Genomic DNA, 26,735 nt, shown 5'->3' with positions numbered 1-26,735 from the left:
CGCGCCAGACTCCACAATGAGCAGCACGATCATCTCCCTCGTGGGCGGAAGCCTCGGACCGCGGCAACCAGCGGCGTTAGGGTCAAGCAGTGAGCAGGATGGGTGACGTCGCGGCAGGCGGCGGGATGCGCGGCGGGGCGCGCGGCGGGAGGATCTCGAGGAGCGACCCGGACAGTCAGCGCGAGATCAACGCGGCGGCACCCCGGGTGGACGACCTGCTCCGACGCATCGCGGGACTCTTCCGCGACCACCGGCCGAAGCTGACGCTCACCGTGATCCTCGTCCTAGCCGGTGCGTCCCTCACGGTCGTGCCGCCGCTGCTGACCCAGCTCGCCTTCGACCGCGGTCTCTTCCCGCCCGATGGACGTCCCCACCTCCCCGTGCTGCTCGAACTGGTCGGCGTGATGGTGCTGGTCTGGGCGCTCTCGGCGATCCTCGGCGTCTGGCAGACCTACCTCACCGCAACCGTCGGCAACACGGTCATGGGCGAGCTGCGCATCCGCCTCTTCCGCCATCTTCAGGCGATGGAACTCGGCTTCTTCACCCGCACCCGGACCGGCGTCATCCAGTCCCGCCTCGCCAACGACGTGGGCGGTGTGGCCACTGTGCTCACCAACACGGTCTCGAGCGTGCTCGGCAACACGGTGACGGTCATCGCGGCGGTCGTCGCGATGCTCCTCCTCTCCTGGCAGATGACGATCGTCGCCCTGGTCCTCACTCCGGTGCTCGTCATCGCCCAGCGCCGCGTCGGCCAGGTACGCGCCCGCATTGCGACCAAGACGCAGGAGTCGCTGTCCGAAATGACGGCGATCACGCAGGAGACGCTAAGCGTCTCGGGCATCCTGCTGGCCAAGAGCTTCGGCCGTCAGGAGTCTGAGGTGATGCGCTACGCCGACGAGAACGGCCGGCAGATCCAGCTACAGGTGCGCCAGCAGATGTCCGGCCAGTGGTTCTTCGCGATGGTGCAGATCTTCCTCTCGGTCATCCCCGTGATCGTCTATCTCGCCGCCGCCTGGCTGATCCTCGGCGGCACGACCGTCACCGCCGGGACCGTCGTCGCTTTCACCACCGTGCAGGCGCGCCTGATGTGGCCCCTCCTGGGCCTGATGCGCGTTGCGCTCGACTTGCAGACGGCGGGCGCCCTCTTCGCCCGCATCTTCGAGTACCTCGACCTGCGCCCCGCGATCAGCGACCGACCGGACGCCCGCGACGTCGCCGGCCAGCTCGGCCGGGTCGAGCTGGATGACGTGGTCTTCCGCTATCCCGACCAGGCCGAGGACGCGCGGCCGACCCTCGACCACGTTTCTGTCTCGATCGAGCCGGGCGAATTCGTCGCCTTCGTCGGCCCCTCCGGCGCGGGCAAGACCACGATCTCGTACCTCGTCCCGCGCCTGTACGACGTGGCTGGCGGAGTGGTGCGCTTCGCCGGGACCGACGTGCGCGCGCTCCGGCAGGAGTCGCTCGTCTCCCACATCGGCATCGTCAGCCAGGAGACCTACCTGTTCCACGCGACGATCGCCGACAACCTCCGCTACGCGCGCCCCGACGCGACGCAGGAGGAGCTGGAGGCGGCCGCCCGCGCCGCGAACATCCACGCGACAATCATGTCCTTCCCCGACGGCTACGACACTCTGGTCGGCGAGCGCGGCTACCGGCTCTCCGGAGGCGAGAAGCAGCGCCTCGCCATCGCGCGCGTGCTTGTCAAGGACCCGGCGGTCCTCATCCTCGACGAGGCGACCAGCGCGCTGGACACCGTCTCTGAGCGGATCGTGCAGACCGCCCTCGACGACGCGGCTCGCGGCCGGACTACCATCGCGATCGCCCACCGGCTCTCGACGATCGTCGGAGCCGACGTCATCCACGTGGTCGAGGGCGGCCGCATCGTCGAGTCGGGCACTCATCGCGACCTGCTCGGCCTCGGCGGGCTCTACGCCTCGCTCTACGCGCAGCAGACGGAGTCGTCCCTGCAGGGTTGAGCGTCCTGCGCCGTCGCCGGTCGGCCTACTCGCAGGCCACGCCGTCGCCGTCGCGGTCGAGCTTGCGGCTGTAGCCGGGGTCGCCCGTGCGGATCGGTGCGGCGCCCGCCGCGCGAACCGCGCCGCAGTTCGCGTACGACACGGAGCCGCCCCCATTGGGTACTGCGGCGGGCGCGGCGGCGGCTGGAGCGGCGGCGGATGTGGCGGCGGCGGATTTGGCTGCTGACTCCAGCTCGGCGATCCGGGCGTCGCGGCTCGCAAGGGTTGTGGTGGAGGTGGCGGCCTCGGCGGTCATCGTGTCGACCTTCTGCTGCAGGCCGGCTGCTGACGCCTCGGCGGCGCTGCGCTTCGCGTCGACCTCGGCGAGCGCATCGGTCTGCTCCTCGAGTGAGTCTTCGGCACTCGACAGCTGCTGCTGCACGGCGGCAAGCTGCTCCTCGAGCTCGGTCGTGTCGGAGGCGCCGCTCGCGCCGCCCATCGCTGTGCCGACGAGGAGGGCGCCGACGCACGCCCACACCAGGGCCACGAGCGGAACCCGGCGGTGCTGACGGTCCCGCCTCCGCATCTTCGCCTTCACGGGCGGAAGGGGCGGCGGCCAGACGGTGGCGGACGGGCTGGGGTCGGTCATGGGGTACTCCTCGCGGCGGTCGAGCGCCCCTGATACTGGGGGCGATTGAAGCATCCAACCGTCAGCTGTCGGTCACAGCAAGGTGGTTCCACTCAGCCCGGGCCGATCCCGTCAGCGCAGGGGACTGTCGACGCGCACAACGTCAGCTGAGAGCACTCCTCATCCACGATGGTGGATGAGGACGGCTCTCAGCTGACGTTATGCGCGACGGAGGTGGTCACTCCGCCGGACGGTCGGCGAGCATCTGCTCCATCAGTGAGATCTCGGCCTCCTGAGCCGTGACAACGGAGGAGGCGAAGTCGGTCGCGACGGTGACGCGACTGCGCGCGAGGAGAGCATCCGCCATGTCGATCGCGCCGCGGTGATGGGCGATCATCAGTTCGAGGAACATCCGGTCGAAGCCGCGACCCGAGGCGTTGCTGAGCGCCGCGATCTGGTCGGGGGTGGCAAGGCCCGGCATGCTGGCAGGCACGACGCCGTCCTCGGTGCCCATCCCCATCGACGAGTGCGCGTCGGCGGCACCAGCCAGGGTCGGCCGGCCCATCCAGGTCATCGACGGCTCGGGAGCGGCCTGCGGCAGGCCCCACGCGTTCAGCCAGCCGAAGAGCTGCCCGGCCTGCTGCTGCTGGGTGAGCAGGATGTCCTTCGAGACCGTCAGGACGTCGTCATCGGTGCTGCGCTCCTGGGCGATCATCGCCAGCTCGGCGCCCTGCAGGTGATGCACCTGCATGTCGCGCGCGAAGCCTGCCTCCGCGCTCGTGCTGGAGGGCGTCGCCGCAGAGGCGAACGGGGCGAGCGCGCCGAAGAGGTACCCGCCGGCCGCGCCGAGGAGCAGAGCGACCACGGCGACCGCGGCGACGAGGATCCGACCCCTACTGCTTGCCGGGCGCATCGATCCCTCCGGTGCAGGGGGCGCCGGGCTCGGGGGCGCTCGAGGACTGCCAGAAGCGCTCGACGAAGGCGTCGAGGCGCGGGTCGTCGGGGGAGTCGAGGGCGACCTGGGCGTCCCAGGCGCTCAGGACGATCGGGGAGTCGAGGCCCTCGTAGGGGGAGACGACGGAGTAGGTGTCCGGCATGGCGGCGATCAGCGCGTCGACCTCGCTCTGTGGCAGCTCGGGGTCGTATGTGGCCCAGACCGCGCCGTGCTCGAGATCGTGGACCGCGTTCTCGTTCGGGACGGGCTGGTCGTAGACGCCGCAGTTCATCCACACGGCATTGTGGGGTCCGGCGGCCGGCGGGGTTTGCGGGTACTCGACGGCGCCGGCGACGTGGGTCGCGTCGTTTTCGAAGGTCTGCAGGCCGTCGATCTGGCGAGCCTCGACGATCTGCTGGTTGCCGAAGACGGTGACCGCGACGATCCCGCCGACCGCGAGAACGGCCAGGGCCGAGAGTGACCAGATCCAGATGCGGGAGCCGCGCTTGCGGCGATCCTGCTCTCGCTTGTAGGCCTCGAGCTTTTCCTGTCGGGCGCGATTCTTGGCGGACATCGTGTCTTTGGGCACGGCGGCGTCTCTCGTTCTGAGGGTGGAAGGCGCCTGGTGGCGGGCGCAGGCGCCTGAGAGGCGCTCTCAGAGGATAACGAGACAGGCTTCGGATCGGATCACTGCGAGCCGTGGGAAGCCGGGCCGCCCGCTCCCCGATCGGCACGGACGATCGGGGGTGGGTCAGGGCGCGAAAGTGAGCCAGAGCAGCAAGCCGTTCAGCACGATGAGGAAGACGGCGGCCAGGGCGGCGGCGAGGGTGGTGAACCAGCGGTTCGTCTGGTCGCCCATCAGCCGTCGGTCGCGGGTGAGGATCACGAGCGGCACCAGCGCGAAGGGGATGCCGAACGAGAGCACCACCTGGCTCAGCACCAGGGCGCGCGTCGGATCGAAGCCGATCGCGAGTACGAGCAGCGCCGGGATCAGGGTCACCAGCCGGCGGGCGACCAGCGGCACCCGCACCTGCAACAGCCCGTGCATGATCTCGGCACCGGCGTAGGCGCCGACCGAGGTCGAGGCGAGACCGGAGGCGAGCAGGCCGACCGCGAACAGGGTCGCGACCACGGGTCCGAGCGCCGCGCCGATGGCTGCGTGCGCGCCCTCGAGACTGTCCGTCCCGGCGACGCCGGCGAGGGAGTGGGCGGCGAGGAGGAGGATCGCGAGGTTCACGGTGCCGGCGATGGCGAGCGCGATGGTGACGTCGATCCGCGTGGCGACGAGGATCCTCCGGCGGGCTCCGACGCCCTCGACGTGGCCGAAGCGATCGCGGGCGAGCGCGGAGTGCGCGTAGATCGCGTGCGGCATCACGGTCGCACCGAGGATGGAGGCCGCCAGCAGCACCGACTCCGAGCCCTCGAACCGCGGTACAAGACCGGCGACGGTGGCGCCCGCGTCCGGCGGATCGACGACGACGCCGACCGTGAAGCCGACCGCGATCAGTACCATCAGCCCCGTGATCACCCGCTCGAACGGCTGCGCCCCGCCCCGTGTCTGCACGAGCAGCAGCACCAGCGAGACCGCGCCGGTGACCAGCCCACCGGCGAGCAGCGGCAGTCCGAAGAGCAGGTTCAGCGCGATCGCTCCGCCGATCACCTCGGCGAGGTCGGTCGCCATCGCGACGGTCTCGGCCTGCAGCCAGTAGGCCCGGCGTCCCCAGCGGCCGCGGAGCCGGTCGCCGAGCAGCTCCGGCAGGCTGCGGCCGGTTATCAGGCCGAGCTTCGCCGAGAGGTACTGGATGAGCCACGCCATCAGGTTGCCGAGCACCACCACCCAGACCAGGAGGTAGCCGAATCGGGCGCCCGCCGTCATATTGCTGGCCACGTTCCCCGGGTCGAGGTAGGCGACTCCGGCGACCAGCGCCGGACCGAGCAGGCGGAGGAGAGGGATGTCGCCCGGACGCCGCGGCGGTGCGGCGATCGGTGAGGTCATTCGGGGTCCGTTCCGGGTCGACGGCGGCGCTCGCGGACCCCCATGATAGGGCACGGACACGGCGCGCGGCACTCCCTCCCGCGACCTCACCGAGAGCATGCACCGACCCCGTCACACGCCCCGACCCGGTTGGTACGCTGGCGAAATGACCCTGGACCGCGCTTTGCCCGCACGTCCGGACACCGGGATGGCCTACGCCGATTCGGTGCTCGACCTCATCGGCGACACTCCGCTGGTCAAGCTCGGCCCGGTCGCTGCCGGCGTGCAGGCCACGGTGCTGGTGAAGGTCGAGTACCTCAACCCCGGCGGCTCGTCGAAGGACCGCATCGCGACCCGCATCATCGACGCCGCCGAGCGTGACGGACTGCTGAAGCCGGGCGGCACGATTGTGGAGCCGACCAGTGGCAACACCGGGATCGGGCTCGCCCTGGTCGCTCAGCAGCGCGGCTACCGCTGCGTCTTCGTGCTGCCGGACAAAGTGGGGGAGGACAAGCGCAGCGTCCTCACCGCCTACGGAGCGGAGATCGTCGTCACGCCGACGGCCGTCGCTCCTGAGGATCCCGCCTCCTATTACTCCGTCTCTGACCGCCTCGCCCGCGAAATCCCCGGCGCCTTCAAGCCCAACCAGTACGCCAACCTCAACGGGCCGCTCAGCCACTACGAGACCACAGGACCCGAGATCTGGCGGGACACCGCTGGTCGGCTCACCCACTTCGTCGCCGGAGTCGGCACGGGCGGGACCATCAGCGGGGTCGGGCGCTACCTCAAGGAGGTGTCGGAGGGCCGCGTGCAGATCATCGGCGCCGACCCGGAGGGCTCGGTCTACTCGGGCGGCGGCGGGCGGCCCTACCTCACCGAGGGCGTCGGCGAGGACTTCTGGCCCAGCGCCTACGACCCGAGCGTCGTCGACCGGATCATCGCCTCCAGCGACGCTGAGTCGTTCGCGATGACCCGCCGCCTCGCCCGCGAGGAGGGCCTGCTCGTGGGCGGATCGAGCGGGCTCGCCGTCTCGGTGGCGCTCAAGGCCGCCGCCGAGTTCGGCCCCGACGACGTGGTCGTCGTGCTGCTGCCGGACGGCGGACGCGGCTACCTCGGCAAGATCTTCAACGACCGGTGGATGCGCTCCTACGGTTTCCTCGAGATGCGCGACGAGGGCACCGTCCGCGATGTGCTCCGCGCTCGGGCGGCGAGCAGCCAGGCCGAGCTGCCTGCGCTCGTGCACGCGCACCCCACCGACACCGTCCGCGACGCGATCGGCATCATGACCGAGTACGGAGTGTCGCAGCTGCCGGTGCTGACCGCCGAGCCGCCCGTCGTGATGGGCGAGGTCGTCGGAGCGGTGGACGAGCGCGAGCTTCTCGACCGCGTCTTCACCGGCTCCGCCTCGATGAACGACCCGCTCGGCGAGTGCGTCGGCGACGCGCTCGCGCTGATCGGACTGGGCGAGAGCATCGTCGCCGCCCGCGCGGCGCTCAGCGAGCGCAGCGCCCTCCTCGTCACCGACGAGGGCAAACCCGTCGCGGTCATCACCCGCCAGGACCTCCTCACCTACGCCACGGCCTGACGGCCGTCGACCTCGCACCTCCGACCCAGGGAGACCGCTCAATGCCCAAGAAGCAGCACTTCGACACCCGCGCTATTCACGCCGGCCAGGAGTTCGATCCGACCACCGGCGCGGTCGTGCCGCCCGTCTACCTCACCTCGACGTTCGTTCAGGACGGCATCGGCGGGCTCCGTGGCGGCTACGAGTACGCCCGCTCGGCGAATCCGACCCGCGACTCCCTGCAGGAGCTGATCGCCTCGCTCGAGGGCGCCGACGTCGCCTACTCCTTCTCCTCCGGACTCGCCGCCGAGGACACCCTGCTGCGCGCCGCGCTCGCTCCCGGCGACCACGTGGTCCTGGGCAACGACGCCTACGGCGGCAGCCACCGCCTGATCGACCGGGTGCACAGCGCCTGGGGCGTGCGTAACACGGCCGTCGACATGGCGAACCTGCGCGAGGTGCAGCGAGCGATCGTCCCCGGCGAGACCAAGATGCTCTGGGTCGAGACTCCGTCGAACCCGCTGATGACGATCAGCGACATCGCCGAACTCGCCGATCTTGCCCACGCGCACGACCTGATCGTCGTCGTCGACAACACCTTCGCCTCCTCCGCTCTGCAGCAGCCGCTGGCGCTCGGTGCGGACGTGGTCGTGCACTCGACCACGAAGTACCTCGGCGGCCACTCGGACGTCGTCGGCGGCGCGCTCGCGCTGCGCTCCGGGCCGCTCGCCGAGAAGATCGCGTTTCTGCAGTTCGCGGTCGGAGCGATCTCCGGCCCGATGGACGCGTGGCTCACGGTCCGCGGCATCAAGACTCTCGGGGTGCGGATGGAGCGCCACTCGAGGAACGCGCAGGCGGTCGCCGAGTTCCTGGTGGAGCACCCGGCGGTGACGGCCGTGCACTACCCGGGTCTGCCGGGTCACCCGGGCCACGAGCTGGCGAAGCGCCAGATGTCGCGATTCGGCGGGATGCTCTCGCTCGAGCTCGGCACCCCGCGTGCGGCTCGGAAGTTCGCGGAGTCGACCGAGCTGTTCCAGCTGGCCGAGTCGCTCGGCGGTGTCGAGTCGCTGATCGGCTACCCGAGCGAGATGACGCACGCGTCGGTCAAGGGCACGCCGCTGGAGGTCTCGGAGTCGCTGGTGCGGCTCTCGGTGGGCCTGGAGGATTCGTCCGACCTGATCGCCGACCTGGCAGCGGCGCTGCCGAAGAAGTAGGGCACGACGTCTCGGAGCTGCGCTCGGTTCCGCCACTGACAGGATCGAGCGCAGCACCTCTCCGCGCCGCTGCCACCGCTTTGAGCGGCTTCGGGACCGTCCCCGTGCGGGCCTTCGCTGTCGTCGATGAGCTCTGACGGAGATCTGCCGCTCAGGGTGCTCCGGCTAGCCTGGACTGATGCATCCCGCTCTCGCCGCCATCGGTCGGCGCGTCCGCCCCCGCACGCGCTTGGCCGCGCTGGGCCGTCGAGTCCGCCCCCGCGCGCACCTGAGCGGAGTGGCCCGGGTCCGGTACTCCGTCCAGCAGCGCCTCGCGGAGCGTCGCGCCGCCGCGGTCGCCGCCCGGCCGATCGACCACCCGTCGCCCGCCCTCCGCCTCGAGCTGCTGCTCCTCGCGCTCGCCAACCGCTTCTCGCGCCGCTCCGCGGTCGATCCGGCCGGCGAGGTCGTCGTGACGATGACCACTCACGGCGAGAGGCTGCAGCGCGTGCACGTGGCGCTCGAGTCGATCGCCCGCGGTCAGGCCCGGCCCGCGCGCCTGGTGCTCTGGCTGGACGACCCGGCCCTGCACGCCGACCTGCCCGCGCCGCTGCGCCGCCTGCGCCGCCGCGGTGTCGAGATCCGCCTGGTCGACGGTTACCGCGTGCACACGAAGTACTACCCGCACCTGCTCTCCGGCCGGGCGGGCGAGCGCGACCTCGTCACCTCCGACGACGACATCGTCTACCCGCGCACCTGGCTCCGTGGCTTGCTCGACGCTCGCTCCCGCTACCCCCGCGAGACCGTGCTCTGCTATCGCGCCCACCGAGTGGGCGTCGTCGACGGTGCCGTCGCGCCCTACACGAGCTGGACGCCGGTCGCCGACACCCTTGCCGCGACCGACGTCTTCGGCACCTCCGTCTCGGGTCAGCTGCTCCCCAGCGCCCTGCTCGGCGAGATCGCGGCGCACGGCGACGCGTTCCGCGAGATCGCTCCGGACGCCGACGACATCTGGCTGCACGTGCGCGCCGTCGACGCCGGCTACCGGATCGCGCAGATCGAGCCGCGCGCCCAGCTGTTCCCGTTCGTGCCGCGCACCCAGCAGTCGGGGCTCTACCTCGTCAACTACTGGGACGGGGGCAACGACCGCCAGGTCCGCGCCGCGTACACCCCGGAGGTGACCGCGGTGATCGCGGCCGATGCCGCAGCACGGGAGGTCGGGGCCTGATGCGCCTGCTGTTCGTGAGCAACCTGTACCCCCCGCAGGTGCTCGGCGGCTACGAGATGACCTGCGCGCGAGTAGCCGAGGCGATGGCTTCCCGCGGCCACACCGTGCGGGTGCTGACCACGCCGACCTACCTTCCTCCTGAGCCCTCCGGAGTGGAGCTGCACCGCACGCTGAGCCTGCGCACCTACTTCCCGCTGCCGCAGACCGGCGGTGAGGTCGCCCAGCTGATGCACCACGAGAGCGCCGTCTCGCGCTTCGAGAACACCCGGATCCTGCTGGAGGAGCTGCGCGAGTTCGCGCCGACGCACGTGGTCGCGTTCAACCTGCTCGGCCTCGGTGGCCTCGCGCTGATCGACCTGCTGCGCACGGTCGAGGCACCGTGGATGTGGAACCTGGGCGACCGCATCCCGAACGCCCTGGTCGACGGGCTGTCCGAGCGCGTGCTCGCGGTCTACGGTGCTCAGGCCCCCGACTACTTCGACCGCGGCGAGATCGTCGCCGTCAGCCGATCGCTCGTCGACTCGATCGAGGTCGGCGGCCTGAGGCTGGGCGAGGTCGAGGTGATCGGTCGCGGAGTGAGCGTACCGAGCGACTCCGCCGAGCCGCGGCACTACCGCGAGGGCGGGATCACGAGGTTCACCTTCGCCGCGTCACTCGGCGAGCACAAGGGCGTCGGGTTGGTACTGGAGGCGGCCGCGGCGCTCGCGGAGGAGACGCGCGACTTCCGCGTCGACCTCTACGGCGACGGCGATGTGGCCTGCTGGAGCGCGCGGGCGGCGGAGGCGGGCCTGGCTGGTGTGGTCGAGTTCCACGGAGCGACACCGCACGCCGAGGTGCTCGCCGCACACGGGCGCGCCGACGCCTTCCTCTTCCCCACCTGGGCGGGCGAGGCGTTCGGCGTCGCGCCGGTCGAAGCCGCAGCCGCGGGCGCCGTTCCGATCGTGACGGCGGCCAGCGGAGTCGCGGAGTTCCTCATCGACGGCGTCGACTGCATCAAGATCACCCGCTCCGCACCTGCCCTCCTCGCGGCGATGCGCGACGTCACGACCGGGGCGATCGACCTCGAGGCGCTCGGCCGCCGCGGCCGGGAGGCGGCCCGCGGACCGCTCTCGTTCGAGCGTTCGGTCGAGCTCATCGAGGCCTCGCTCGAGCGCCGCTTCCGGCCGGGCCTCGCGGAGCGCGTCGCCGACACCACTCTCGAGGCAGACATCATGGACAAGGATCAGCGGGCGATGGACGTGCTCCACCGCCGCTTCTCCGGACGGGATACCGACGATGACCAGTGACCACGACTTCCTCCAGGACCCGGCCGCCGCGCCGACCCGGTTCGGACGCGGCGGCCTCGCCCTCCGCGACGCTGTGTACCGGCTGGTCTCGCCCTGGTTCGAGCAGGCGCGGCTGCGCACGGAGGAGTTGCGCGGCGAGACCGCGGCCCTGCGCGATGAGGTGGCCGGGCTGCGCGGCGAGGCAGCCGGGCTCCGCGGCGAGGCGGCCGGGCTGCGCGGCGAGCTGGACGCCGCCCGGGCCGAGACAGAAGCGTTGGGCGAGGAAGCTGCGGGGCTGCGCGCGGGGCTCGACGAGCTCAGTGCGGTCGTGGCCGAGCTCCGCGGCTCGATCGCGGAAGGGCAGGACCGGGCGGCGGAGTCCGAGGCCGTGGTCGCGGAGCGCGCAGCGGGCCTCGAGGAGCGCGTGCGCGGATCGGAACTGGAGCTGCGGGCTGTGGCGCGACGGTTGGCGGAGGCGCTCGACGGAGCGTGAGGCGGAGCTGCGGGCCGTGACCCGGCGACGGGCGCGGGCGCTCGATCGGGTGTAGCCGCGACGGTTTGCACGTAATTTGTTGGCGTGTTATGACGATTGACGAGCAGTTTCTCACGCTGATAGAAGCGCAAAGGTCCTGGTCTAGCCGGGTTTCCCTCGCCTGAGCGGCGTCTCTCGCGTATGCGGCGTTTCGCGCCGGGGCAAGCGACGACCTCTCGACTTCTGCTTTCCTCGGATTCGTCAACAGACCATCCGGAAGGAACCTCCCTGAATGAACTCACCCCCTCTCTTTCCTCCCATCGTCGGATCGCTGCTGCTCGCCGCCTCCTCGGTCGTAGCGGTCGGCGTCGCGCCGGCGAATGCTACTGAGCAGACCAAGTTCTGCCGTGATGGGCGATACTGCGCTTGGGAGGACGACAAGAAGCAGGGGCAGATCTTCAATAACGTCGTGACAATGAGCTATGTCGGTCACTCGTGGAACGACCGAATTTCGAGCATCACGGCGGACGAATGATGCGTGCTCGTATCCTCCCGCTCGGGTGCGCGCTGCTCCTGCTCAGTGGATGCTCGTCCGGCGCAGATGACGGTGTGCATAAGCCGTCGTCGATCGAGTTCGTGCCGAATGCCGCTGTGCTCGAGGAGGCGACGGAGACGGTGCAGGAGCCGCTGGACGAGTACGGACCGAACGCGCACGAGCGGCAGCTGCTCGAACGGGGGTCGGACCTGCTCGCAGAGGACTGCGTTCGCGCGGCCGGTTACGACGTGAGTTTCCCGAACGTGCTCGACTATCCGCCCTCCACCATGTGGTCGCTGAAGTATTTCGGCGTGTGGACGAAGGCGAGGGCGCTGCAAGGAGGTCTCGGGATGGCGCCAAGTGCGCTCGCCGAGGCACGTCAGCACAACGAGGCCTTGTACTCCGATGAGACGCATCGCGCGATTTTACAGTGCGTCGGCGTCGACAGCAGAAGCGAGGAGATCGCGTCGCTGAGCTACCGGACGCCCGAGGAGTCGATTCACGAGCGGGGTCGGAAGGCGACCTGGAGCTGGGCGAGCGACGACCCCATCTGGGCGCAAGCCCAGTCCGAGTTCGGCGCCTGCCTGTCCGGGAAGGGCTATGCCTTGGACGAGCAGCGGGCGGTGACCTCTCCGAAGATCGCCGATGCTGCGGACAGTGAGGCGGGTATCCGTGCTGCGCTGGATCAGGTGGAGTGCTTGTCGTCGACGGGTGCTGCGCAGACGTTCGTGGATGTGGTCGCCGCGTATCAGGTGGCATTCATCGCCGAGAATGAGGCGGCGCTGGTGGAGGACAAGAAGGAGACGGATAAGCGGGTCGCGTTCGCGGAGAAGGTGATCAGTGAGCACGGCGGACACTGACGAAGGCCCGACGCTCCGACTCCGTCCCCGCCCCTGGGTGATCGTCGTTGTGCTGGTCCCCGTGATCGGCGCGATGGCGGCCGCCTTCCTCCTGGGGCAGGCGTTGCGTGCCCCCGACGCGACCGCCTTCGGCAACGCGCAGCGGACGCTGACGACGACGGGCACGGTCGAGAAGCGCACGCTGCCGCTTCCGTCGGCGCTCGGCACGGTCGGCGGCAGCACGGCCGTCAGCGTCCAGGCCGTCGCCCCCTCCGGGGCGGCGGCCGCGCAGATCACGGCGGCGCCGCTCGGCGTGGGCTCGGCCGTGGTCGACGGCGCACTCCTGTTCGCCGTAGCGGAGCGGCCCGTGTTCGCCCTGGCGATCGACGGACCGCACTATCGGGATCTCGCCCAGGGCGACGAGGGCGAGGACGTCCTCGCCCTCAATGGCGCACTCGCCGGCCTCGGCTACGCGGCGGATTCGGAGGAGGACACCTACGACTCCGCGACCGTCGCCTCCCTGGCGGCCTTCTACGAGGACCGCGGCTACCGGGCGCAGCGCGGGCCCGACGTGGTCTCGGCGGCTCCCGCCTCAGCGCTCCCCTCGGCAGCGCCGAGCGGGACGCAGCCGACGCCGGCCCCCACCACCACCGTGCTCGGCCCGCGCGGCGGCCGCCTGCCGTTCAGTGAGATCGTCGACCTGGACCGGTCGGACTTCACCGTCGCCACCGCGCCGTCCCTCTACTCCGTGATCCCTGGCGACGGCACGGTCATGACCTGGACGGTGCCGCCCGACCGCGTCATCGCCCGGGTCGACGTCGCCTCCGCCGACTCCCTCGCGGTCGGCGCTGCCGCGTCCATCGTCGATCCCGCCTCCGCCAAGCACGCGACCGGGACGATCGAGAGCATCGGGCCATTCAAGCCCGCGGTCGACAAGTCGGCTCCCGGGCACGACGTCACCGTCCTCGTCTCGGCCGAGACGCGGACCTCCCTCGCTGCCGGGTCATCCGTCACCGTGACCTTCGGCGACCGCGGCGCCGAGCGGATCGCCGTTCCGGCCACCGCACTGCGGCAGGACGGCGCCACGAGCTTCGTGGACGTCGACCGGCCGGACGGCCGCCAGCGGGTCGACATCGAGGTCCGCGTAGTCGCGGACGGCTGGGCGCTGCTCGACGGCGAGCCCGCGCTCTCGGTCGGCGATACCGTCGTGATCGGCTGACCGGTGCCTGTCCTCGAATGCTCCGGAGTCGAGCGCCGCTTCGACGTGAACAACCACCCCCTGCGCGGGGTCGACCTCGTCGTGCACCGCGGTGAGTTCGTCGCCATCACCGGACCCTCGGGATCCGGGAAGTCCACGCTCCTGAACATCCTCGGCCTACTCGACCGCCCGAGCGAGGGCCGCTTCCTCGTCGATGGGATCGACACGGCGGTGATGGCGGACCGGCAGCGTGACGAGCTCCGCGCTCGGCGGTTCGGCTTCGTCTTCCAGGACGCCCACCTGCTGCCGGGCCGCACCGCCGCCCAGAACATCGCGGTCGGTGCCCATGCGGGGCGGATCGACGAAGACGCGATGACGGAGCGGATCACCGAGGCTCTCGCCGCGGTCGGGCTCGCTCATAAGGCGAACGCGCGCGTCGACCTGCTCTCGGGAGGAGAGCGTCAGCGCGTGGCGATCGCTCGCGCTCTGGTCCACCGGCCGAGCGTCCTCCTGCTCGACGAGCCGACGGGGAGCCTCGACGAGGAAACCGGCGACCGCATCGTCGGCCTCCTCGAGACGCTGCGCGAGGGCGGCCTCGCGCTCGTGGTCGTCACCCACGATACGAGGCTGGCCGCTCGGGCCGATCGGAACCTGGCCATGCGGCGTGGACGCCTCGAGGGTCCGGACGCATTAGCGGACGAGAGCGCCGCCGCCTCCCCGCCTCCTGCTCCATCACGCGATGCGCGTCGGCACCGCGTGCGCGCTCTGATCGCGGACACCGTGCTGGGCTTGCTCGCCGCACCTGCACGAGCGCTGGTCGCGGTCGCGATCGTCGCGATCGGGGCGGGCGGCTTCGTCGCCGCCGACGCGCTCGCCGTGACGGCTGCGCGCCAGGTCGATGACACGGTCCGGAGTGCTGCCGGCGACCTCGTGCGGCTGACGTCGAGCGGAGCGAGCGGGGACGTGACCGAAGAAGACGCTGAGCGCCTTGCGGGCGTCGAGGGCGTCCTGCACGTCGGGCTGCGCTGGGACGTCGCGGGTCTTCGCGCGCCGGTCCAGCGGGCTCCGGAGGCGGTGCTCGACCCCAGCGCCGAGAACGTCTCCGTCGTCGCCCTCGGGGCCGACGCGGTGGGAGCCCTGGGAGTCACGACGGAGCCGGCGTCGGCTGGTGGGCTGCTCTCGGCTCCGGAGCCGGTCTCCGGTCGGATCGCTCTCGTCGGAGCGGAGGCGGCGGAGCGGCTCGGCATCGTTCCGGGGGCCGAGGGAGCCACCCTCTCGATAGGGGGCAGATCCTTCAGCGTCGTGGGCGCCATCACCGCTGTCGGCCCGGCCGCTGCCGACCTGAGCCGGGCGATCGTCATCGGCCGGGAGGCGGTCACCATGATCTCGACGGGAACCCAGCCGGGAATACTCCTGGCCTCGACCGAACCAGGGCTGGCCAGGGCGGTCGCGGACATCGCTCCCACGGCTCTGGATCCGGCTGTTCCGACCACCTTCCACGCTGAGACGACCGCCGATCTCACGCAGCTGCGCAGCAGGATCAACGCTCAGCTCGAGCAACTGGTCCGGACGACGGGGACAGTGCTGCTGGTCCTGGCAGGGCTTGGTGCATTCGCTACCGCGTGGAGCGGAGTCAGTTCGCGGAGGGCCGAGATCGGTCTTCGCCGGGCACTCGGAGCATCTCGCACCGCGATCGGCGCTCTCTTCGTCCTCGAGAGCGCGATGACGGGACTCCTCGGCGGCGCTCTCGGCACCGCGCTCGGGATCGGGGTCGTCCTCGCGATCTCGACGGGGCAGGGCTGGTCTCCCGTCGTCACGGTGGCGGTCCTCTGGCAGGGACCGCTGCTGGGAGCGCTGGTCGGGGGAGTCGCGGCGAGCGTGCCTGCCGCAAGATCGGCGGCCGTCGATCCGGCTCGGGAGCTGCGCAGCTGATCGTCCGCCTCCTGCCACACTGGGCGGATGAGCGCGCTCCGGGTGGTCGTCGCGCCGGACTCGTTCAAGGGGTCCGCGAGTGCGGTCGAGGTCGCGCGGGCGCTCGCCGAGGGGTGGAGCGCCGAGCGTCCGGGCGACGAGGTCGTCCTCGCGCCGATGGCCGATGGCGGAGAGGGCACGGTCGAGGCCTTCGGGCTGGCTGTGCCGGGAGCGCAGCGGCACTCGACCGTCGTTCCCGGCCCCGATGACCGCCCGGTCAACGCCGACTGGCTGCTGCTGCCGGACGGCGCCGCCGTGGTCGAGCTCGCGTCCGCGAGCGGAATCAGCCTGCTCGATTCCCTCCGCCCACTCACCGCCCACACCCGCAGCTTCGGACGCGCGATCGCCGCCGCGCTCGATGAAGGAGCGCACTCGCTGCTGCTCGCGATCGGCGGCAGCGCCTCGACCGACGGTGGCGTCGGCGCCCTGCGCGAGCTCGGCGCCCGCTTCACCACCCTCTCCGGTCACGACCTCGGCGACGGAGGTGGGGCACTGATGGAGCTCACCGGCGTTGACCTGCGCGGGCTCCGGCCGCTGCCGCTCGGGGGCGCCGTCGTGCTCAGCGACGTCACGGCTCCGCTGCTCGGCGACTCTGGAGCGGCTCGCGTCTTCGGGCCGCAGAAGGGGGCAGGGCCCGAGGATGTGCTTCGGCTCGACGGCGGCCTCCGGCATCTCGCGGCGCACCTCGACGCCGACCCGGACGCGCCGGGAGCCGGAGCGGCGGGCGGCACCGGATTCGGGCTGCTCGCCTGGGGTGCGCGGCTGGCCCCTGGCGCCGACGCTGTCGGACGGGCCGTCGGGCTTCCGGCGCTCCTCACCGGCGCCGACGTCGTGATCACGGGGGAGGGGCGCTTCGACGCCCAGTCCGCGGCGGGCAAGGTTCCCTCCTACGTCCTCGGACTCGCGGAGGCGGCCGGTGCGCGGGCGCTGCTCGTCGCCGGCGCGATCACCGCACCGACCACCGGCTTCTCCGCGGCAGGGTCGCTGACGGAGGCTGCCGGCTCGGCCTCCGCGGCGCTCGCAGACCCGGTCCGGTTCCTCGGCGCCGTCGCCAGGGTGTGGGCTGCGCGCCTGCTCTGACTTCCCATCGGTGTCGGTGGTCGGGCGTACTCTCCGGGCATGCCGACACGCCGCACGGCGTTGTACCCAGGGAACGGATCTGTCTCATCCACAGCTGTGGATGGTTCGTCCCGATCCGCGTCCTTGCGCGGTTCCACGGGCTCCGGCCTGTGGATGAACGGGGGAGGAACCGGTGGATAACTACACGGCTGTAACTACTACGTCTAGTGGGCTGACGCCGGGCCCCCCACTATATGTAGTATTGACGAACGGGTCGGAGCGAGAGCTCCACCGGCCCCCTGAACCTCCTCCTGCTCCTCCCACCACCTCCTCCCCGACCCCGCCCGAACCCCGGGCCACCGGCCGCGGAGCGGCACCGGAACACTCCCCTCCGAAAGGCGACACACATGGCTGTGACGGTCTACACCAAGCCCTCCTGCGTCCAGTGCACGGCGACGTACCGCGCCCTCGACAGCAAGGGCATCGACTACGAGGTGTTCGACCTCTCCGTCGACGAGAAGGCCCTCGAGGCCGTGAAGGCCCTCGGCTACCTTCAGGCGCCGGTCGTCATCACGGACGATGATCACTGGTCCGGCTTCCGCCCCGACAAGATCGCGACCCTCTAAGGCGCACGGGCGGCGATTCGCGGCGTTGTCGGCGGGCGCCGTAGCGCCGCTACGGCTTCCTTCTCCGCGTTGCGACTCACCACCCGTGCACCTCAGAGGGGGGTCGGCGGGAAGCGGATGAACGAGGGAGGGCGGATGAGCGGGCTGGTGTACTTCTCGAGTAGTTCGGGGAACACGCACCGGTTCGTCGAGAAGCTCGGGCGGCCGGCGCAGCGGATTCCGCTCCACGCCCGGCGGGACGGAGCGGCGCTCGACACCCTCCACGTTTCTGAGCCCTACGTGCTCGTCCTCCCCACTTATGGCGGCGGCAACGGCGCAGGCGCGGTCCCCAAGCAGGTCATCCGGTTCCTCAACGATCCGTGCAATCGCTCCCTGATCCGAGGGGTCATCGGCGCCGGCAACACGAATTTCGGCGAGGCGTACTGCCTCGCCGGGGACATCATCGCCCGCAAATGCGCGGTACCGCACCTCTACCGCTTCGAAGTATTCGGAACACCCGACGACGTCCGCGCCGTCGATGAAGGATTGGACTCGTTTTGGACGCAGCAGTGATCGACGCTCCCCGCGACGCCGCACAGATGGACTACCACTCGCTCAACGCGATGCTGAACCTGTACGGCCCGGATGGAGAGATCCAGTTCGAGAAGGACCGCGAGGCCGCTCGCGAGTTTTTTCTGCAGCACGTCAACCAGAACACCGTGTTCTTCCACACGCTCAAGGAGCGACTCGACTACCTGGTCGAGAAGGAGTACTACGAGCAGGCCGTGCTCGATCAGTATTCGTTCGAGTTCATCCAGCAGCTCAACGACCTCGCGTACTCGAAGAAGTTCCGCTTCGCGACCTTCCTCGGTGCGTTCAAGTACTACACCTCCTACACGCTGAAGACCTTCGACGGGAAGCGCTACCTCGAACGCTTCGAGGACCGCGTCGTGATGACCGCTCTCGGCCTCGCGCAGGGCGACGAGACGCTCGCGACCGCCCTCGTCGAGGAGATCGTCGCCGGCCGCTTCCAGCCCGCGACACCCACCTTCCTCAACACCGGTAAGGCTCAGCGCGGCGAACTCGTCTCGTGCTTCCTGCTCCGCATCGAAGACAACATGGAGTCGATCGCCCGCGGTATCAATTCCGCGCTCCAGCTCTCCAAGCGCGGCGGCGGCGTCGCCCTCTCGCTCTCGAACATCCGCGAGGCCGGTGCCCCGATCAAGCAGATCGAGAACCAGTCCTCGGGCATCATCCCCGTGATGAAGCTCCTCGAGGACAGCTTCAGCTACGCCAACCAGCTCGGAGCGCGCCAGGGCGCGGGAGCTGTATACCTCTCGGCGCACCACCCCGACATCCTCCGCTTCCTCGACACCAAGCGCGAGAACGCCGACGAGAAGATCCGCATCAAGACGCTCTCCCTCGGCGTCGTCGTGCCCGACATTACGTTCGAACTCGCGAAGAACAACGAGGACATGTACCTCTTCTCGCCCTATGACGTCGAGCGCGTCTACGGCATCCCCTTCGGCGACATCTCCCTCTCGGAGAAGTACCGCGAGATGGTCGACGACCCGCGCATCAAGAAGAGCAAGATCTCGGCGCGCGAGTTCTTCCAGACCATTGCCGAGATCCAGTTCGAGTCGGGCTACCCCTACATCGTGTTCGAGGACACGGTGAACCGGGCGAACCCGATCAAGGGCCGGATCAACATGTCCAACCTCTGCTCCGAGATCCTGCAGGTGAACACTCCGACGACCTACAACGAGGACCTCTCCTACGCGCAGGTCGGTAAGGACATCTCCTGCAACCTCGGCTCGCTGAACATCGCGCTGACGATGGACTCGCCCGACTTCGGCCGCACCATCGAGACCGCGATCCGCGGCCTCACCTCGGTGTCCGACCAGTCGCACATCGCCTCGGTCCGCTCGATCGAGGACGGAAATGACAAGTCGCATGCCATCGGCCTCGGCCAGATGAACCTGCACGGCTACCTCGCCCGCGAGCGGATCCACTACGGATCCGAGGAGGGCATCGACTTCACCAACATCTACTTCTACTCGGTGCTGTTCCACGCCCTGCGCGCCTCCAACACCCTCTCGATCGAGCGCGGCACCACTTTCGAGGGGTTCGCGGACTCGACGTACGCCTCGGGCGCGTTCTTCGACACCTACACCGAGAAGGAGTGGGCGCCGGCCACCGAGCGCGTCGCCCGCCTCTTCGCCGACGCGGGCATCGCCGTCCCCACCCAGGACGACTGGCGTGCGCTCAAGGCCTCCGTCATGGAGCACGGCATCTACAACCAGAACCTGCAGGCCGTTCCGCCGACCGGATCGATCTCGTACATCAACAACTCGACGTCCTCGATCCACCCGATCGCGTCGAAGATCGAGATCCGCAAGGAGGGCAAGCTCGGCCGCGTCTACTACCCGGCGCCGTTCATGACGAACGACAACCTGGAGTACTACCAGGACGCGTACGAGATCGGCTACGAAAAGATCATCGACACCTATGCCGCGGCGACGCAGCACGTCGACCAGGGCCTCTCGCTCACCCTCTTCTTCAAGGACACCGCGACCACCCGCGACGTCAACCGCGCCCAGATCTACGCCTGGCGGAAGGGCATCAAGACGATCTACTACATCCGCATCCGCCAGCTGGCACTCGAGGGCACCGAACTCGACCAGTGCGTCTCGTGCATGCTGTAGAGCCCTCTCTCACCCGCATCACCCATCCGCAGTAGCGAGAAGGAATCATGACTCCCCCCGAGAAGCTCAAGCTCGTCGACTCCGTCCAGGCCATCAACTGGAACCGGATCCAGGACGACAAGGACGTCGAGGTGTGGAACCGCCTCACGAGCAACTTCTGGCTGCCCGAGAAGGTTCCGCTCTCCAACGACATCCAGTCGTGGAACACGCTGACCCACGAGGAGCAGCAGCTCACCATGCGCGTGTTCACCGGGCTCACCCTTCTCGACACCGTGCAGGGCACCGTCGGCGCGGTCTCGCTGATCCCGGACGCCATCACCCAGCACGAGGAGGCTGTCTACACGAACATTGCGTTCATGGAGTCGGTGCACGCCAAGTCGTACTCCTCGGTGTTCTCGACCTTGTCGAACACCCAGGACATCGACGAGGCCTTCCGCTGGTCGATGGAGAACCCGAACCTGCAGAAAAAAGCGTCCATCGTGATGGACTACTACCGCGGCGACGACCCGTTGAAGCGGAAGGTCGCCTCTACGCTGCTGGAGTCGTTCCTCTTCTACTCGGGCTTCTACCTGCCGATGTACTGGTCCTCGCGCGCCAAGCTCACCAACACGGCCGACCTCATCCGCCTGATCATTCGCGATGAGGCAGTGCACGGGTATTACATCGGCTACAAGTTCCAGAAGGGACTCGAGCGGGTCGACCAGGCCAAGCGCGACGAGATCAAGGACTACACGTTCTCGCTGCTCTACGAGCTCTACGACAACGAGGCGCAGTACACGCAGGACCTCTACGACCAGCTCGGCCTGACCGAGGACGTCAAGAAGTTCCTGCACTACAACGCCAACAAGGCGCTGATGAACCTCGGCTACGAGCCGATGTTCCCGAAGCAGGCGACCGACGTGAACCCCGCGATCCTGTCGGCCCTCTCGCCCAACGCGGACGAGAACCACGACTTCTTCTCGGGCTCCGGCTCCTCCTACGTCATCGGCAAGGCCGTGACCACCGAGGACGAGGACTGGGATTTCTAGGCGCCGACACTTCGTCCGGTCCTCCGCGGCGAACGGCCCTTCCCCTCGCGGGTGAGGGGCCGTTCCTCGTTCCCGGGGACGGCGGCGAGACGGTCAGCCGTCGAGGAGCGCTGCTCGGATCGTGTGGAGCAGCGCCGGGGCGTGCACGGTCACGGTTGTCCACAACCGCTCGTTGTCGAGGGCGGCGTAGTTGTGGGCGGCGATGTTCCGCGTGGCTCGCAGTCCTTCGACCGCGTCGCCGGGCAGCTGCGCGACGACGGCGGCGGGCAGATCGCGGTGCACAAACTCGGCGAGAGTGATCAGGGCGAGCGCGCCGATGTCCCTGCTGTCCGACACGGGGCGGACGAACTCATCCTCGCCGTCCCGCGCGGCACGATCGAGGCGGGAGAGAAGCCGATCCGCCTCGAGGATCAGCCGGGAGCGCTTGTCGGTGTCCTCGGCGGGGCGTCGGGGGCGGGCGGTGAAGCGGTCCTGCGTCGTCCCTCCCTCGTCCGGCCCGGTCACAGCGGGACCGCCTCGCGGCGGATCGCCGCCACGATGTCGTCGTCCGCGCTGTCGATCACGACGTCCACCGGGAACCCGAGGAGCGCCTCGGCTCGACCGCGGAACGCGGCCAGTCGGAGGAAGTCGACAGCGGGATCCGCCGCGACGAGCAGATCGATGTCGCTCCGCTCGTCGTCCGAGCCCCGGGCCGCCGACCCGAACACCCGGACATCGCTGAGGCCGTGCTCTGCGGCGAGTTGGCGGACGTCGTTGGCGAGGTACTCCAGAGCGATCGACGGGCGGAGTCGGGCGGCTCGGAGGAGCCGCTCGAACAGCTCCGGGCTCGGACGGCGTGCGCCGGCTTCGATCGCGGCGATGTTCGGCTGACGCAGGCCGGCGGCGGCGGCGAGTGCCGTCTGGGACATCGAGACGTCCTCTCGGGCGCGCCTGAGGACTGCGCCGAGGGGGAGTTGGTCGAGGATCACGACCGCATCATATCGTCGTGGTATGTCGGAGAGGCAGGCGCATCACCACCCGCGGGAAGCCGTTCAGCACCGACGTCGTGTCGGCTGCCTCCGTGAAGCCGGCGCGCTCGAACAGCGCACGAGTGCCGACGTACGCCATCGTGAGATCGACCTTCGCGCCCGCGTTGTCGACCGGGTACCCCTCCACTGTCGGAGCTCCGTGCGCCCGGGCGAACTCGACCGCCCCCTCGAGCAGCGGAGGCGAGATGCCGCGCCCGCGGAAGCCCGGGCGAACGCGGATGCACCAGACAGTCCAGACGTCGAGGTCATCGACGTGCGGGATCTTCCGGTTCGTCGAGTAACTCGTGTCAGCCCGCCGGTGCACGGCCGCCCAGCCGACTACGTCGTCGCCGTCGTAGGCGAGGGCGCCTGGCGGCGGATCCTCCGCGACGAGCGCGCGCACTCGCTCGCCGCGGGCCGGACCGAGTAGTGCGCGGTTCTCGGCGAAGGAGCGGAGGCGGTAGCTCAGACACCAGCACACGCTCGCGTCCGGGCGCTTGGGGCCGACGACCGCGGCGACATCGGCGAAGACGGAGGCGCGGCGGACCTCGATCGGCATGGTGGCAGCCTGCCACCGGCCAGCAAGGGCGGCAAGGCGTGCACAACGCAGGAAGGATCGCTCCCGCGCCCGTGCTGACCGGCCTGAGTCGCGCCTCTGCTCGCATCCATCCTGCGTTGTGAACCGGATGGGCCGGTTAATTCACCACTCCGCCCGATGAATTGCACCAGCGCCCCCTGTTGGACGCCGCCCGGTCGCGGCGCCTACCGTGGACGAGGTATCCAACGAAGGAGCACTCCCTGTGAAGCACGTCCCCCTCGGCACCTCCGGTGTCGATTCCCCGAACGTCGTCCTCGGCCTCATGCGCATCCCCGAGATGAGCGACGAAGCGATCCGCGGACTGGTCGGCGCCGCCCGCGACTCCGGCATCGATTTCTTCGATCACGCCGACGTGTACGGCGGCGAGCTGCACCGCTGCGAGGAGCGTTTCGCCGAGGCGATGGCGCTCACGCCCTCGGAGCGCGAGCAGGTCGTCCTGCAGACGAAGGCCGGCATCGTCCCGGACGGTCCGTACTTCGACTTCTCGTACGAGCACCTGATCGCCTCGGTCGAGGGCTCGCTGAAGGCGCTGCGCACCGACTACATCGACGTCCTCCTCCTGCACCGGCCCGACGCCCTCGTTGAGCCCGACGAGGTGGCCCGCGCGTTCGACGAGCTGCACGCCTCCGGCAAGGTGAAGCACTTCGGCGTCTCGAACCAGACGCCCTACCAGATCGAGCTGCTGAAGAAGTCGCTGAACCAGCCGATCGTGGCGAACCAGCTGCAGCTCTCGATCACTCACGCGCCGCTGATCGCGCAGGGCGTTGCGTCCAACATGGTCGGTGAGGACCAGTCGGTGATGCGCGACGCCGGCATCCTCGACTACTGCCGCCTGAACGACATCACCGTCCAGGCTTGGTCTCCGTTCCAAGCCGGCTTCTTCACCGGTGTCTTCCTCGACAACCCGGCCTACCCCGAGCTGAACGCCGCGATCGATCGCCTCGCCGGGAAGTACGACGTCCCCGCGATCGCCATAGCCACCGCCTGGATCACCCGCCACCCCGCGGGCATGCAGGTCGTGCTCGGCACCACGAACGAGCAGCGCGTGCGCGATGCGGCTCTCGGCTCCGATCTGCCGCTCACGCGGCCGGAGTGGTACGGGCTGTTCCGCGCGGCGGGCTACCTCGTCCCCTAGAGCTCCCACCCCGGAGAAATGCGCGTCGGCGCAGAGAGGCACGGACCCCCAGGTCCGTGCCTCTTCCCGTTCCCGCGAGATGCCACTTCGGTACGCCCGCCGCCGCGTGTCGTGTACCGAAGTGGCATCTCGCGGGGGGAGGGGCGGGAATAGGAACGGCACCCCTGCGTTGGACTTGAGCGTAACCGACTCAACTTCCCCAGGAGGACTGGTGCCCGACAACGACAGTGAGGCCGGACCGAGCTCGTTCGACGACTTCCTCGCCCGCTACCTCGATGGTGAGCGCGCCCGCGCGGCGCGGTCGATCGACCTCAGCCGATTCCTCACCGCCCGTACCCGCAGCATCCTGCAGTCCGCAGGACGCTTCGCACTCGAGCGCGGCCAGACCGAGCTCGACGCCCTGCACGTGCTCCGCGTGATCATCGACGACGAGACCGTCTCCCAGGCCGTGCGCCGCATCGGCATCGACCCCGCCGCCATCGCCACCGCCGCGGAGGCGCGCCTCCCGCAGGCCGACGACGCTTACGCCCCGCAGAACGCGGCGACCATCACGCCCAGCGCACAGCGCGCGCTGTTCCACGCCTACCAGGTCGCCCGGTCCAGCGGATCGACCTACATCGAGCCCGAACACCTCTTCTTCGCGCTCGTGCTCGGCCAGGACGCCCCCGCCGGGCAGGTCCTCGCCCGCGCCGGCGTCACGGCCGAAGCCCTCACCCAGGGCATGCGCGAGGCCGACGTGCAGCAGCAGGAGGCGCCACAGCCCGCCTCCGACACTCCGATGCTCGACACGTTCGGCACCGACCTCACCGCTCTCGCCCGCGAGGACCGGCTCGACCCGGTGATCGGGCGCGCTGACGAGATCGAGCAGACCGTCGAGATTCTGAGCCGCCGCACCAAGAACAACCCGGTGCTGGTCGGCGAGGCCGGCGTCGGCAAGACCGCGATCGTTGAGGGCCTGGCCCGCGCGATCGTGGCGGAGGAGGTCCCCGAGCAGTTGCGCGGCAAGCGCGTGATCTCGCTCGACCTTCCCGGCATGCTGGCCGGCACCCGCTACCGCGGCGACTTCGAGGAGCGCCTCACCGGCACGATGAACGAGATCGCGGCGCACGCCAGCGAGCTGATCGTCTTCATCGACGAGATCCACACCGTCGTCGGTGCGGGCGGCGGTGGCGAGGGCGGCATGGACGCGGGCAACATCCTCAAGCCCCGGCTGGCCCGCGGCGAACTGCACCTGGTCGGCGCGACGACGCTGAAGGAGTATCGCACCATCGAGAAGGACCCGGCCCTGGAGCGGCGCTTCCAGCCGGTTCGCGTCGGCGAGCCCGGCATCGAGGACGCGGTCGCGATCCTGCACGGCCTCCGCCCTGCCTACGAGGAGCACCACCGCGTGCGCTTCACGGACGAGGCCCTCCGCGCCTCCGTCGAGCTCTCGGCCCGGTACCTCACGGACCGCGTGCTGCCCGACAAGGCGATCGACCTGATCGACCAGGCCGGCGCGCGCCTCCGCCTGAAGCTGGGCGCGGGTGTCGACACCGGGGCGCTGCTCGAGCGTCTGGCGACGCTGGAGGTCGAGAAGAACGCGGCCGTCTCGGCCGAGCACTACGAGGAGGCGTCTCGTGTCCGCGACGAGATCACCGCAGTGCAGGCGGAGCTCGAGGCGGCCACCGGCAGTGCCCCCGCGGAGGCGGTCGTCGGCGAGAGCGACATCGCGGCGGTCATCGCTCGTGCCACCGGAATCCCGGTGTCGCGGCTGACGGAGGGGGAGCGTGAGCGCCTCGCGCACCTCGAGTCGGAGCTGCACCAGCGCGTCATCGGCCAGGACGACGCGGTCGCCGCGGTCGCCCGCGCCGTCCGCCGCAGTCGCACCGGACTCGGTGACTCCTCGCGGCCCGTCGGTTCGTTCCTCTTCCTCGGACCCACCGGCGTGGGTAAGACGGAGCTGGCGCGCACCCTCGCGGGCTCGCTCTTCGCCGACGAGCAGTCGGTGATCCGCTTCGACATGAGCGAGTTCGGCGAGCGGCACACGGTCTCGCGACTGGTCGGCGCCCCTCCCGGATACGTCGGCTACGACGAGGCAGGGCAGCTCACCGAGCGCGTGCGCCGGAACCCGTACTCGGTGGTCCTCTTCGACGAGATCGAGAAGGCGCACCCGGACGTGTTCAACCTGCTGCTGCAGGTCCTCGACGACGGCCGCCTGACCGACGGGCAAGGCCGCACGGTCGACTTCCGCAACACGGTCACCATCATGACGTCGAACATCGGCTCGGAGTTCCTGGCCTCGCGATCGGGTGCGCTCGGCTTCGTCGCGCAGAGCGACGCGTCGGCTGAGGGCTTCGCATCGGAGAAGGACCTGCGCGATCGCGTGATGGGCCGACTCCGCGAGGCGATGCGCCCCGAGTTCCTGAACCGGATCGACGAGATCGTGCTGTTCCGCCGCCTCGGCCGCGAGCAGTTGCGGGAGATCGTGGGCACCGTGCTCGACACCACGCGCACACGTCTCGCTCCCCGTGAGGTCACGCTCGAGGTGACGGAGGCGGCCGTCGACTGGCTCGCCGAGAACGGCTACGAGCCGCAATACGGCGCCCGGCCCCTCCGCCGGCTCGTGCAGCGCTCGGTCGACGACCGGATCGCCGACCTCTTCGTCAGCGGCGAAGTGGCCGATGGAGGCGCACTCCGCGTCGACGCCATCGCCGGCGAACTCCTGGTGACCTCGGCCGCCTCCCTCCCGCTGCCCGCATAACCGGCTCATCGTAATTGAGGGTGTAGTCGGGGTCTGAAGCCGCCAGTTTCGAGCAGGCTGCGGGCGATGTAGTTGGTGAGGTTGCGGAAGCCGAGGGCGGA

General features: G+C 69.8%; 24 protein-coding genes. 17 read left to right on the top strand and 7 right to left on the bottom strand.

Features of this window, described 5'->3' with window-relative positions; translation table 11 throughout:
• Positions 1 to 98: 98 nt before the first annotated feature.
• A complete protein-coding gene (locus tag C5D07_RS14740; protein WP_104259658.1) occupies positions 99 to 1,976 on the top strand; it encodes an ABC transporter ATP-binding protein in 1,878 nt (625 codons plus the stop codon).
• 25 nt (positions 1,977 to 2,001) lie between these two features.
• Here C5D07_RS14740 and C5D07_RS15975 read toward each other — a convergent pair whose 3' ends face one another.
• From C5D07_RS15975 to C5D07_RS14720, 4 genes are all read right to left on the bottom strand, one after another.
• Complete coding sequence (locus C5D07_RS15975) at positions 2,002 to 2,604, bottom strand: excalibur calcium-binding domain-containing protein (RefSeq protein WP_237358182.1); 603 nt, start codon at positions 2,602 to 2,604, stop codon at positions 2,002 to 2,004.
• 217 nt (positions 2,605 to 2,821) lie between these two features.
• The gene (locus C5D07_RS14730) at positions 2,822 to 3,496 is read right to left on the bottom strand and encodes a DUF305 domain-containing protein (protein WP_104259657.1); all 675 of its coding nucleotides are present in this window, start codon (positions 3,494 to 3,496) and stop codon (positions 2,822 to 2,824) included.
• Positions 3,477 to 4,106, bottom strand: a complete 630-nt coding sequence (locus C5D07_RS14725; protein WP_237358181.1) for a thioredoxin-like domain-containing protein — start codon at positions 4,104 to 4,106, stop codon at positions 3,477 to 3,479. The genes C5D07_RS14730 and C5D07_RS14725 overlap by 20 nt, the downstream gene beginning before the upstream one ends.
• A 162-nt stretch (positions 4,107 to 4,268) precedes the next feature.
• Positions 4,269 to 5,513, bottom strand: coding sequence for an Nramp family divalent metal transporter (locus C5D07_RS14720; protein WP_104259656.1), 1,245 nt, complete (start codon positions 5,511 to 5,513; stop codon positions 4,269 to 4,271).
• Positions 5,514 to 5,700: 187 nt separating this feature from the next.
• On the opposite strand from C5D07_RS14720, the gene C5D07_RS14715 reads away from it, so the two are divergent.
• From C5D07_RS14715 to nrdF, 14 genes are all read left to right on the top strand, one after another.
• Positions 5,701 to 7,077 carry a cystathionine beta-synthase gene (locus C5D07_RS14715; RefSeq protein ID WP_104259655.1) on the top strand — a complete coding sequence of 459 codons (1,377 nt, stop codon included), beginning with the start codon at positions 5,701 to 5,703 and terminating at the stop codon, positions 7,075 to 7,077.
• A 41-nt stretch (positions 7,078 to 7,118) separates the two neighbouring features.
• Positions 7,119 to 8,270, top strand: coding sequence for a cystathionine gamma-synthase (locus C5D07_RS14710; RefSeq protein WP_068255159.1), 1,152 nt, complete (start codon positions 7,119 to 7,121; stop codon positions 8,268 to 8,270).
• Positions 8,271 to 8,448: 178 nt separating this feature from the next.
• Complete coding sequence (locus tag C5D07_RS14705) at positions 8,449 to 9,477, top strand: glycosyltransferase (RefSeq protein ID WP_104259654.1); 1,029 nt, start codon at positions 8,449 to 8,451, stop codon at positions 9,475 to 9,477.
• Positions 9,477 to 10,763: a glycosyltransferase gene (locus C5D07_RS14700; RefSeq protein WP_104259653.1), complete on the top strand. Its 1,287-nt coding sequence runs from the start codon at positions 9,477 to 9,479 to the stop codon at positions 10,761 to 10,763. Before C5D07_RS14705 ends, C5D07_RS14700 begins: the two co-directional genes overlap by 1 nt.
• Positions 10,753 to 11,235 (top strand): hypothetical protein, encoded by a 483-nt coding sequence (locus C5D07_RS14695; protein WP_068255155.1) that lies wholly within the window; start codon positions 10,753 to 10,755, stop codon positions 11,233 to 11,235. The genes C5D07_RS14700 and C5D07_RS14695 overlap by 11 nt, the downstream gene beginning before the upstream one ends.
• A 271-nt stretch (positions 11,236 to 11,506) precedes the next feature.
• On the top strand, positions 11,507 to 11,749 hold the full coding sequence (locus C5D07_RS14690; protein WP_104259652.1) for a peptidase inhibitor family I36 protein: 243 nt from the start codon (positions 11,507 to 11,509) through the stop codon (positions 11,747 to 11,749).
• 74 nt (positions 11,750 to 11,823) lie between these two features.
• Positions 11,824 to 12,609: a hypothetical protein gene (locus tag C5D07_RS14685; RefSeq protein ID WP_146076768.1), complete on the top strand. Its 786-nt coding sequence runs from the start codon at positions 11,824 to 11,826 to the stop codon at positions 12,607 to 12,609.
• Positions 12,590 to 13,807 carry a hypothetical protein gene (locus C5D07_RS14680; protein ID WP_104259650.1) on the top strand — a complete coding sequence of 406 codons (1,218 nt, stop codon included), beginning with the start codon at positions 12,590 to 12,592 and terminating at the stop codon, positions 13,805 to 13,807. The genes C5D07_RS14685 and C5D07_RS14680 overlap by 20 nt, the downstream gene beginning before the upstream one ends.
• Before the next feature lie 3 nt (positions 13,808 to 13,810).
• On the top strand, positions 13,811 to 15,718 hold the full coding sequence (locus C5D07_RS14675) for an ABC transporter ATP-binding protein/permease (RefSeq protein WP_104259649.1): 1,908 nt from the start codon (positions 13,811 to 13,813) through the stop codon (positions 15,716 to 15,718).
• Between the two features lie 27 nt (positions 15,719 to 15,745).
• A complete protein-coding gene (locus tag C5D07_RS14670) occupies positions 15,746 to 16,837 on the top strand; it encodes a glycerate kinase (RefSeq protein WP_104259648.1) in 1,092 nt (363 codons plus the stop codon).
• Positions 16,838 to 17,223: 386 nt separating this feature from the next.
• Complete coding sequence (gene nrdH, locus C5D07_RS14665; protein ID WP_068255139.1) at positions 17,224 to 17,442, top strand: glutaredoxin-like protein NrdH; 219 nt, start codon at positions 17,224 to 17,226, stop codon at positions 17,440 to 17,442.
• A gap of 135 nt (positions 17,443 to 17,577) precedes the next feature.
• Positions 17,578 to 17,994, top strand: a complete 417-nt coding sequence (gene nrdI / locus C5D07_RS14660) for a class Ib ribonucleoside-diphosphate reductase assembly flavoprotein NrdI (protein WP_068255137.1) — start codon at positions 17,578 to 17,580, stop codon at positions 17,992 to 17,994.
• Positions 17,995 to 18,020: 26 nt separating this feature from the next.
• Entirely contained in the window at positions 18,021 to 20,126 is a 2,106-nt protein-coding gene (gene nrdE / locus C5D07_RS14655) for a class 1b ribonucleoside-diphosphate reductase subunit alpha (protein ID WP_068257577.1), read from the top strand.
• A gap of 47 nt (positions 20,127 to 20,173) precedes the next feature.
• Positions 20,174 to 21,154: a class 1b ribonucleoside-diphosphate reductase subunit beta gene (gene nrdF / locus C5D07_RS14650; RefSeq protein ID WP_068255135.1), complete on the top strand. Its 981-nt coding sequence runs from the start codon at positions 20,174 to 20,176 to the stop codon at positions 21,152 to 21,154.
• A 93-nt stretch (positions 21,155 to 21,247) separates the two neighbouring features.
• Here nrdF and C5D07_RS14645 read toward each other — a convergent pair whose 3' ends face one another.
• Genes C5D07_RS14645 through C5D07_RS14635 form a run of 3 tightly spaced genes read right to left on the bottom strand, consistent with a single transcriptional unit; the run spans position 21,248 to position 22,720 of the window.
• Positions 21,248 to 21,658 carry a HepT-like ribonuclease domain-containing protein gene (locus C5D07_RS14645; RefSeq protein WP_104259647.1) on the bottom strand — a complete coding sequence of 137 codons (411 nt, stop codon included), beginning with the start codon at positions 21,656 to 21,658 and terminating at the stop codon, positions 21,248 to 21,250.
• A complete protein-coding gene (locus C5D07_RS14640) occupies positions 21,655 to 22,122 on the bottom strand; it encodes an XRE family transcriptional regulator (RefSeq protein WP_104259646.1) in 468 nt (155 codons plus the stop codon). Before C5D07_RS14640 ends, C5D07_RS14645 begins: the two co-directional genes overlap by 4 nt.
• A gap of 7 nt (positions 22,123 to 22,129) precedes the next feature.
• A complete protein-coding gene (locus C5D07_RS14635) occupies positions 22,130 to 22,720 on the bottom strand; it encodes a GNAT family N-acetyltransferase (RefSeq protein WP_104259645.1) in 591 nt (196 codons plus the stop codon).
• Positions 22,721 to 22,961: 241 nt separating this feature from the next.
• Between C5D07_RS14635 and C5D07_RS14630 the strand changes: the two genes are divergently transcribed.
• Both C5D07_RS14630 and C5D07_RS14625 read left to right on the top strand, forming a co-directional pair.
• Positions 22,962 to 23,894: an aldo/keto reductase gene (locus C5D07_RS14630; protein ID WP_258062072.1), complete on the top strand. Its 933-nt coding sequence runs from the start codon at positions 22,962 to 22,964 to the stop codon at positions 23,892 to 23,894.
• 211 nt (positions 23,895 to 24,105) lie between these two features.
• Entirely contained in the window at positions 24,106 to 26,634 is a 2,529-nt protein-coding gene (locus tag C5D07_RS14625) for an ATP-dependent Clp protease ATP-binding subunit (protein WP_249028250.1), read from the top strand.
• The last annotated feature ends 101 nt before the right edge of the window (positions 26,635 to 26,735 follow it).

The sequence above is a fragment of the Rathayibacter tritici genome (assembly GCF_002932875.1).
Classification (GTDB): domain Bacteria; phylum Actinomycetota; class Actinomycetes; order Actinomycetales; family Microbacteriaceae; genus Rathayibacter; species Rathayibacter tritici.
This window is presented reverse-complemented; position numbering and strand designations above follow the sequence as displayed.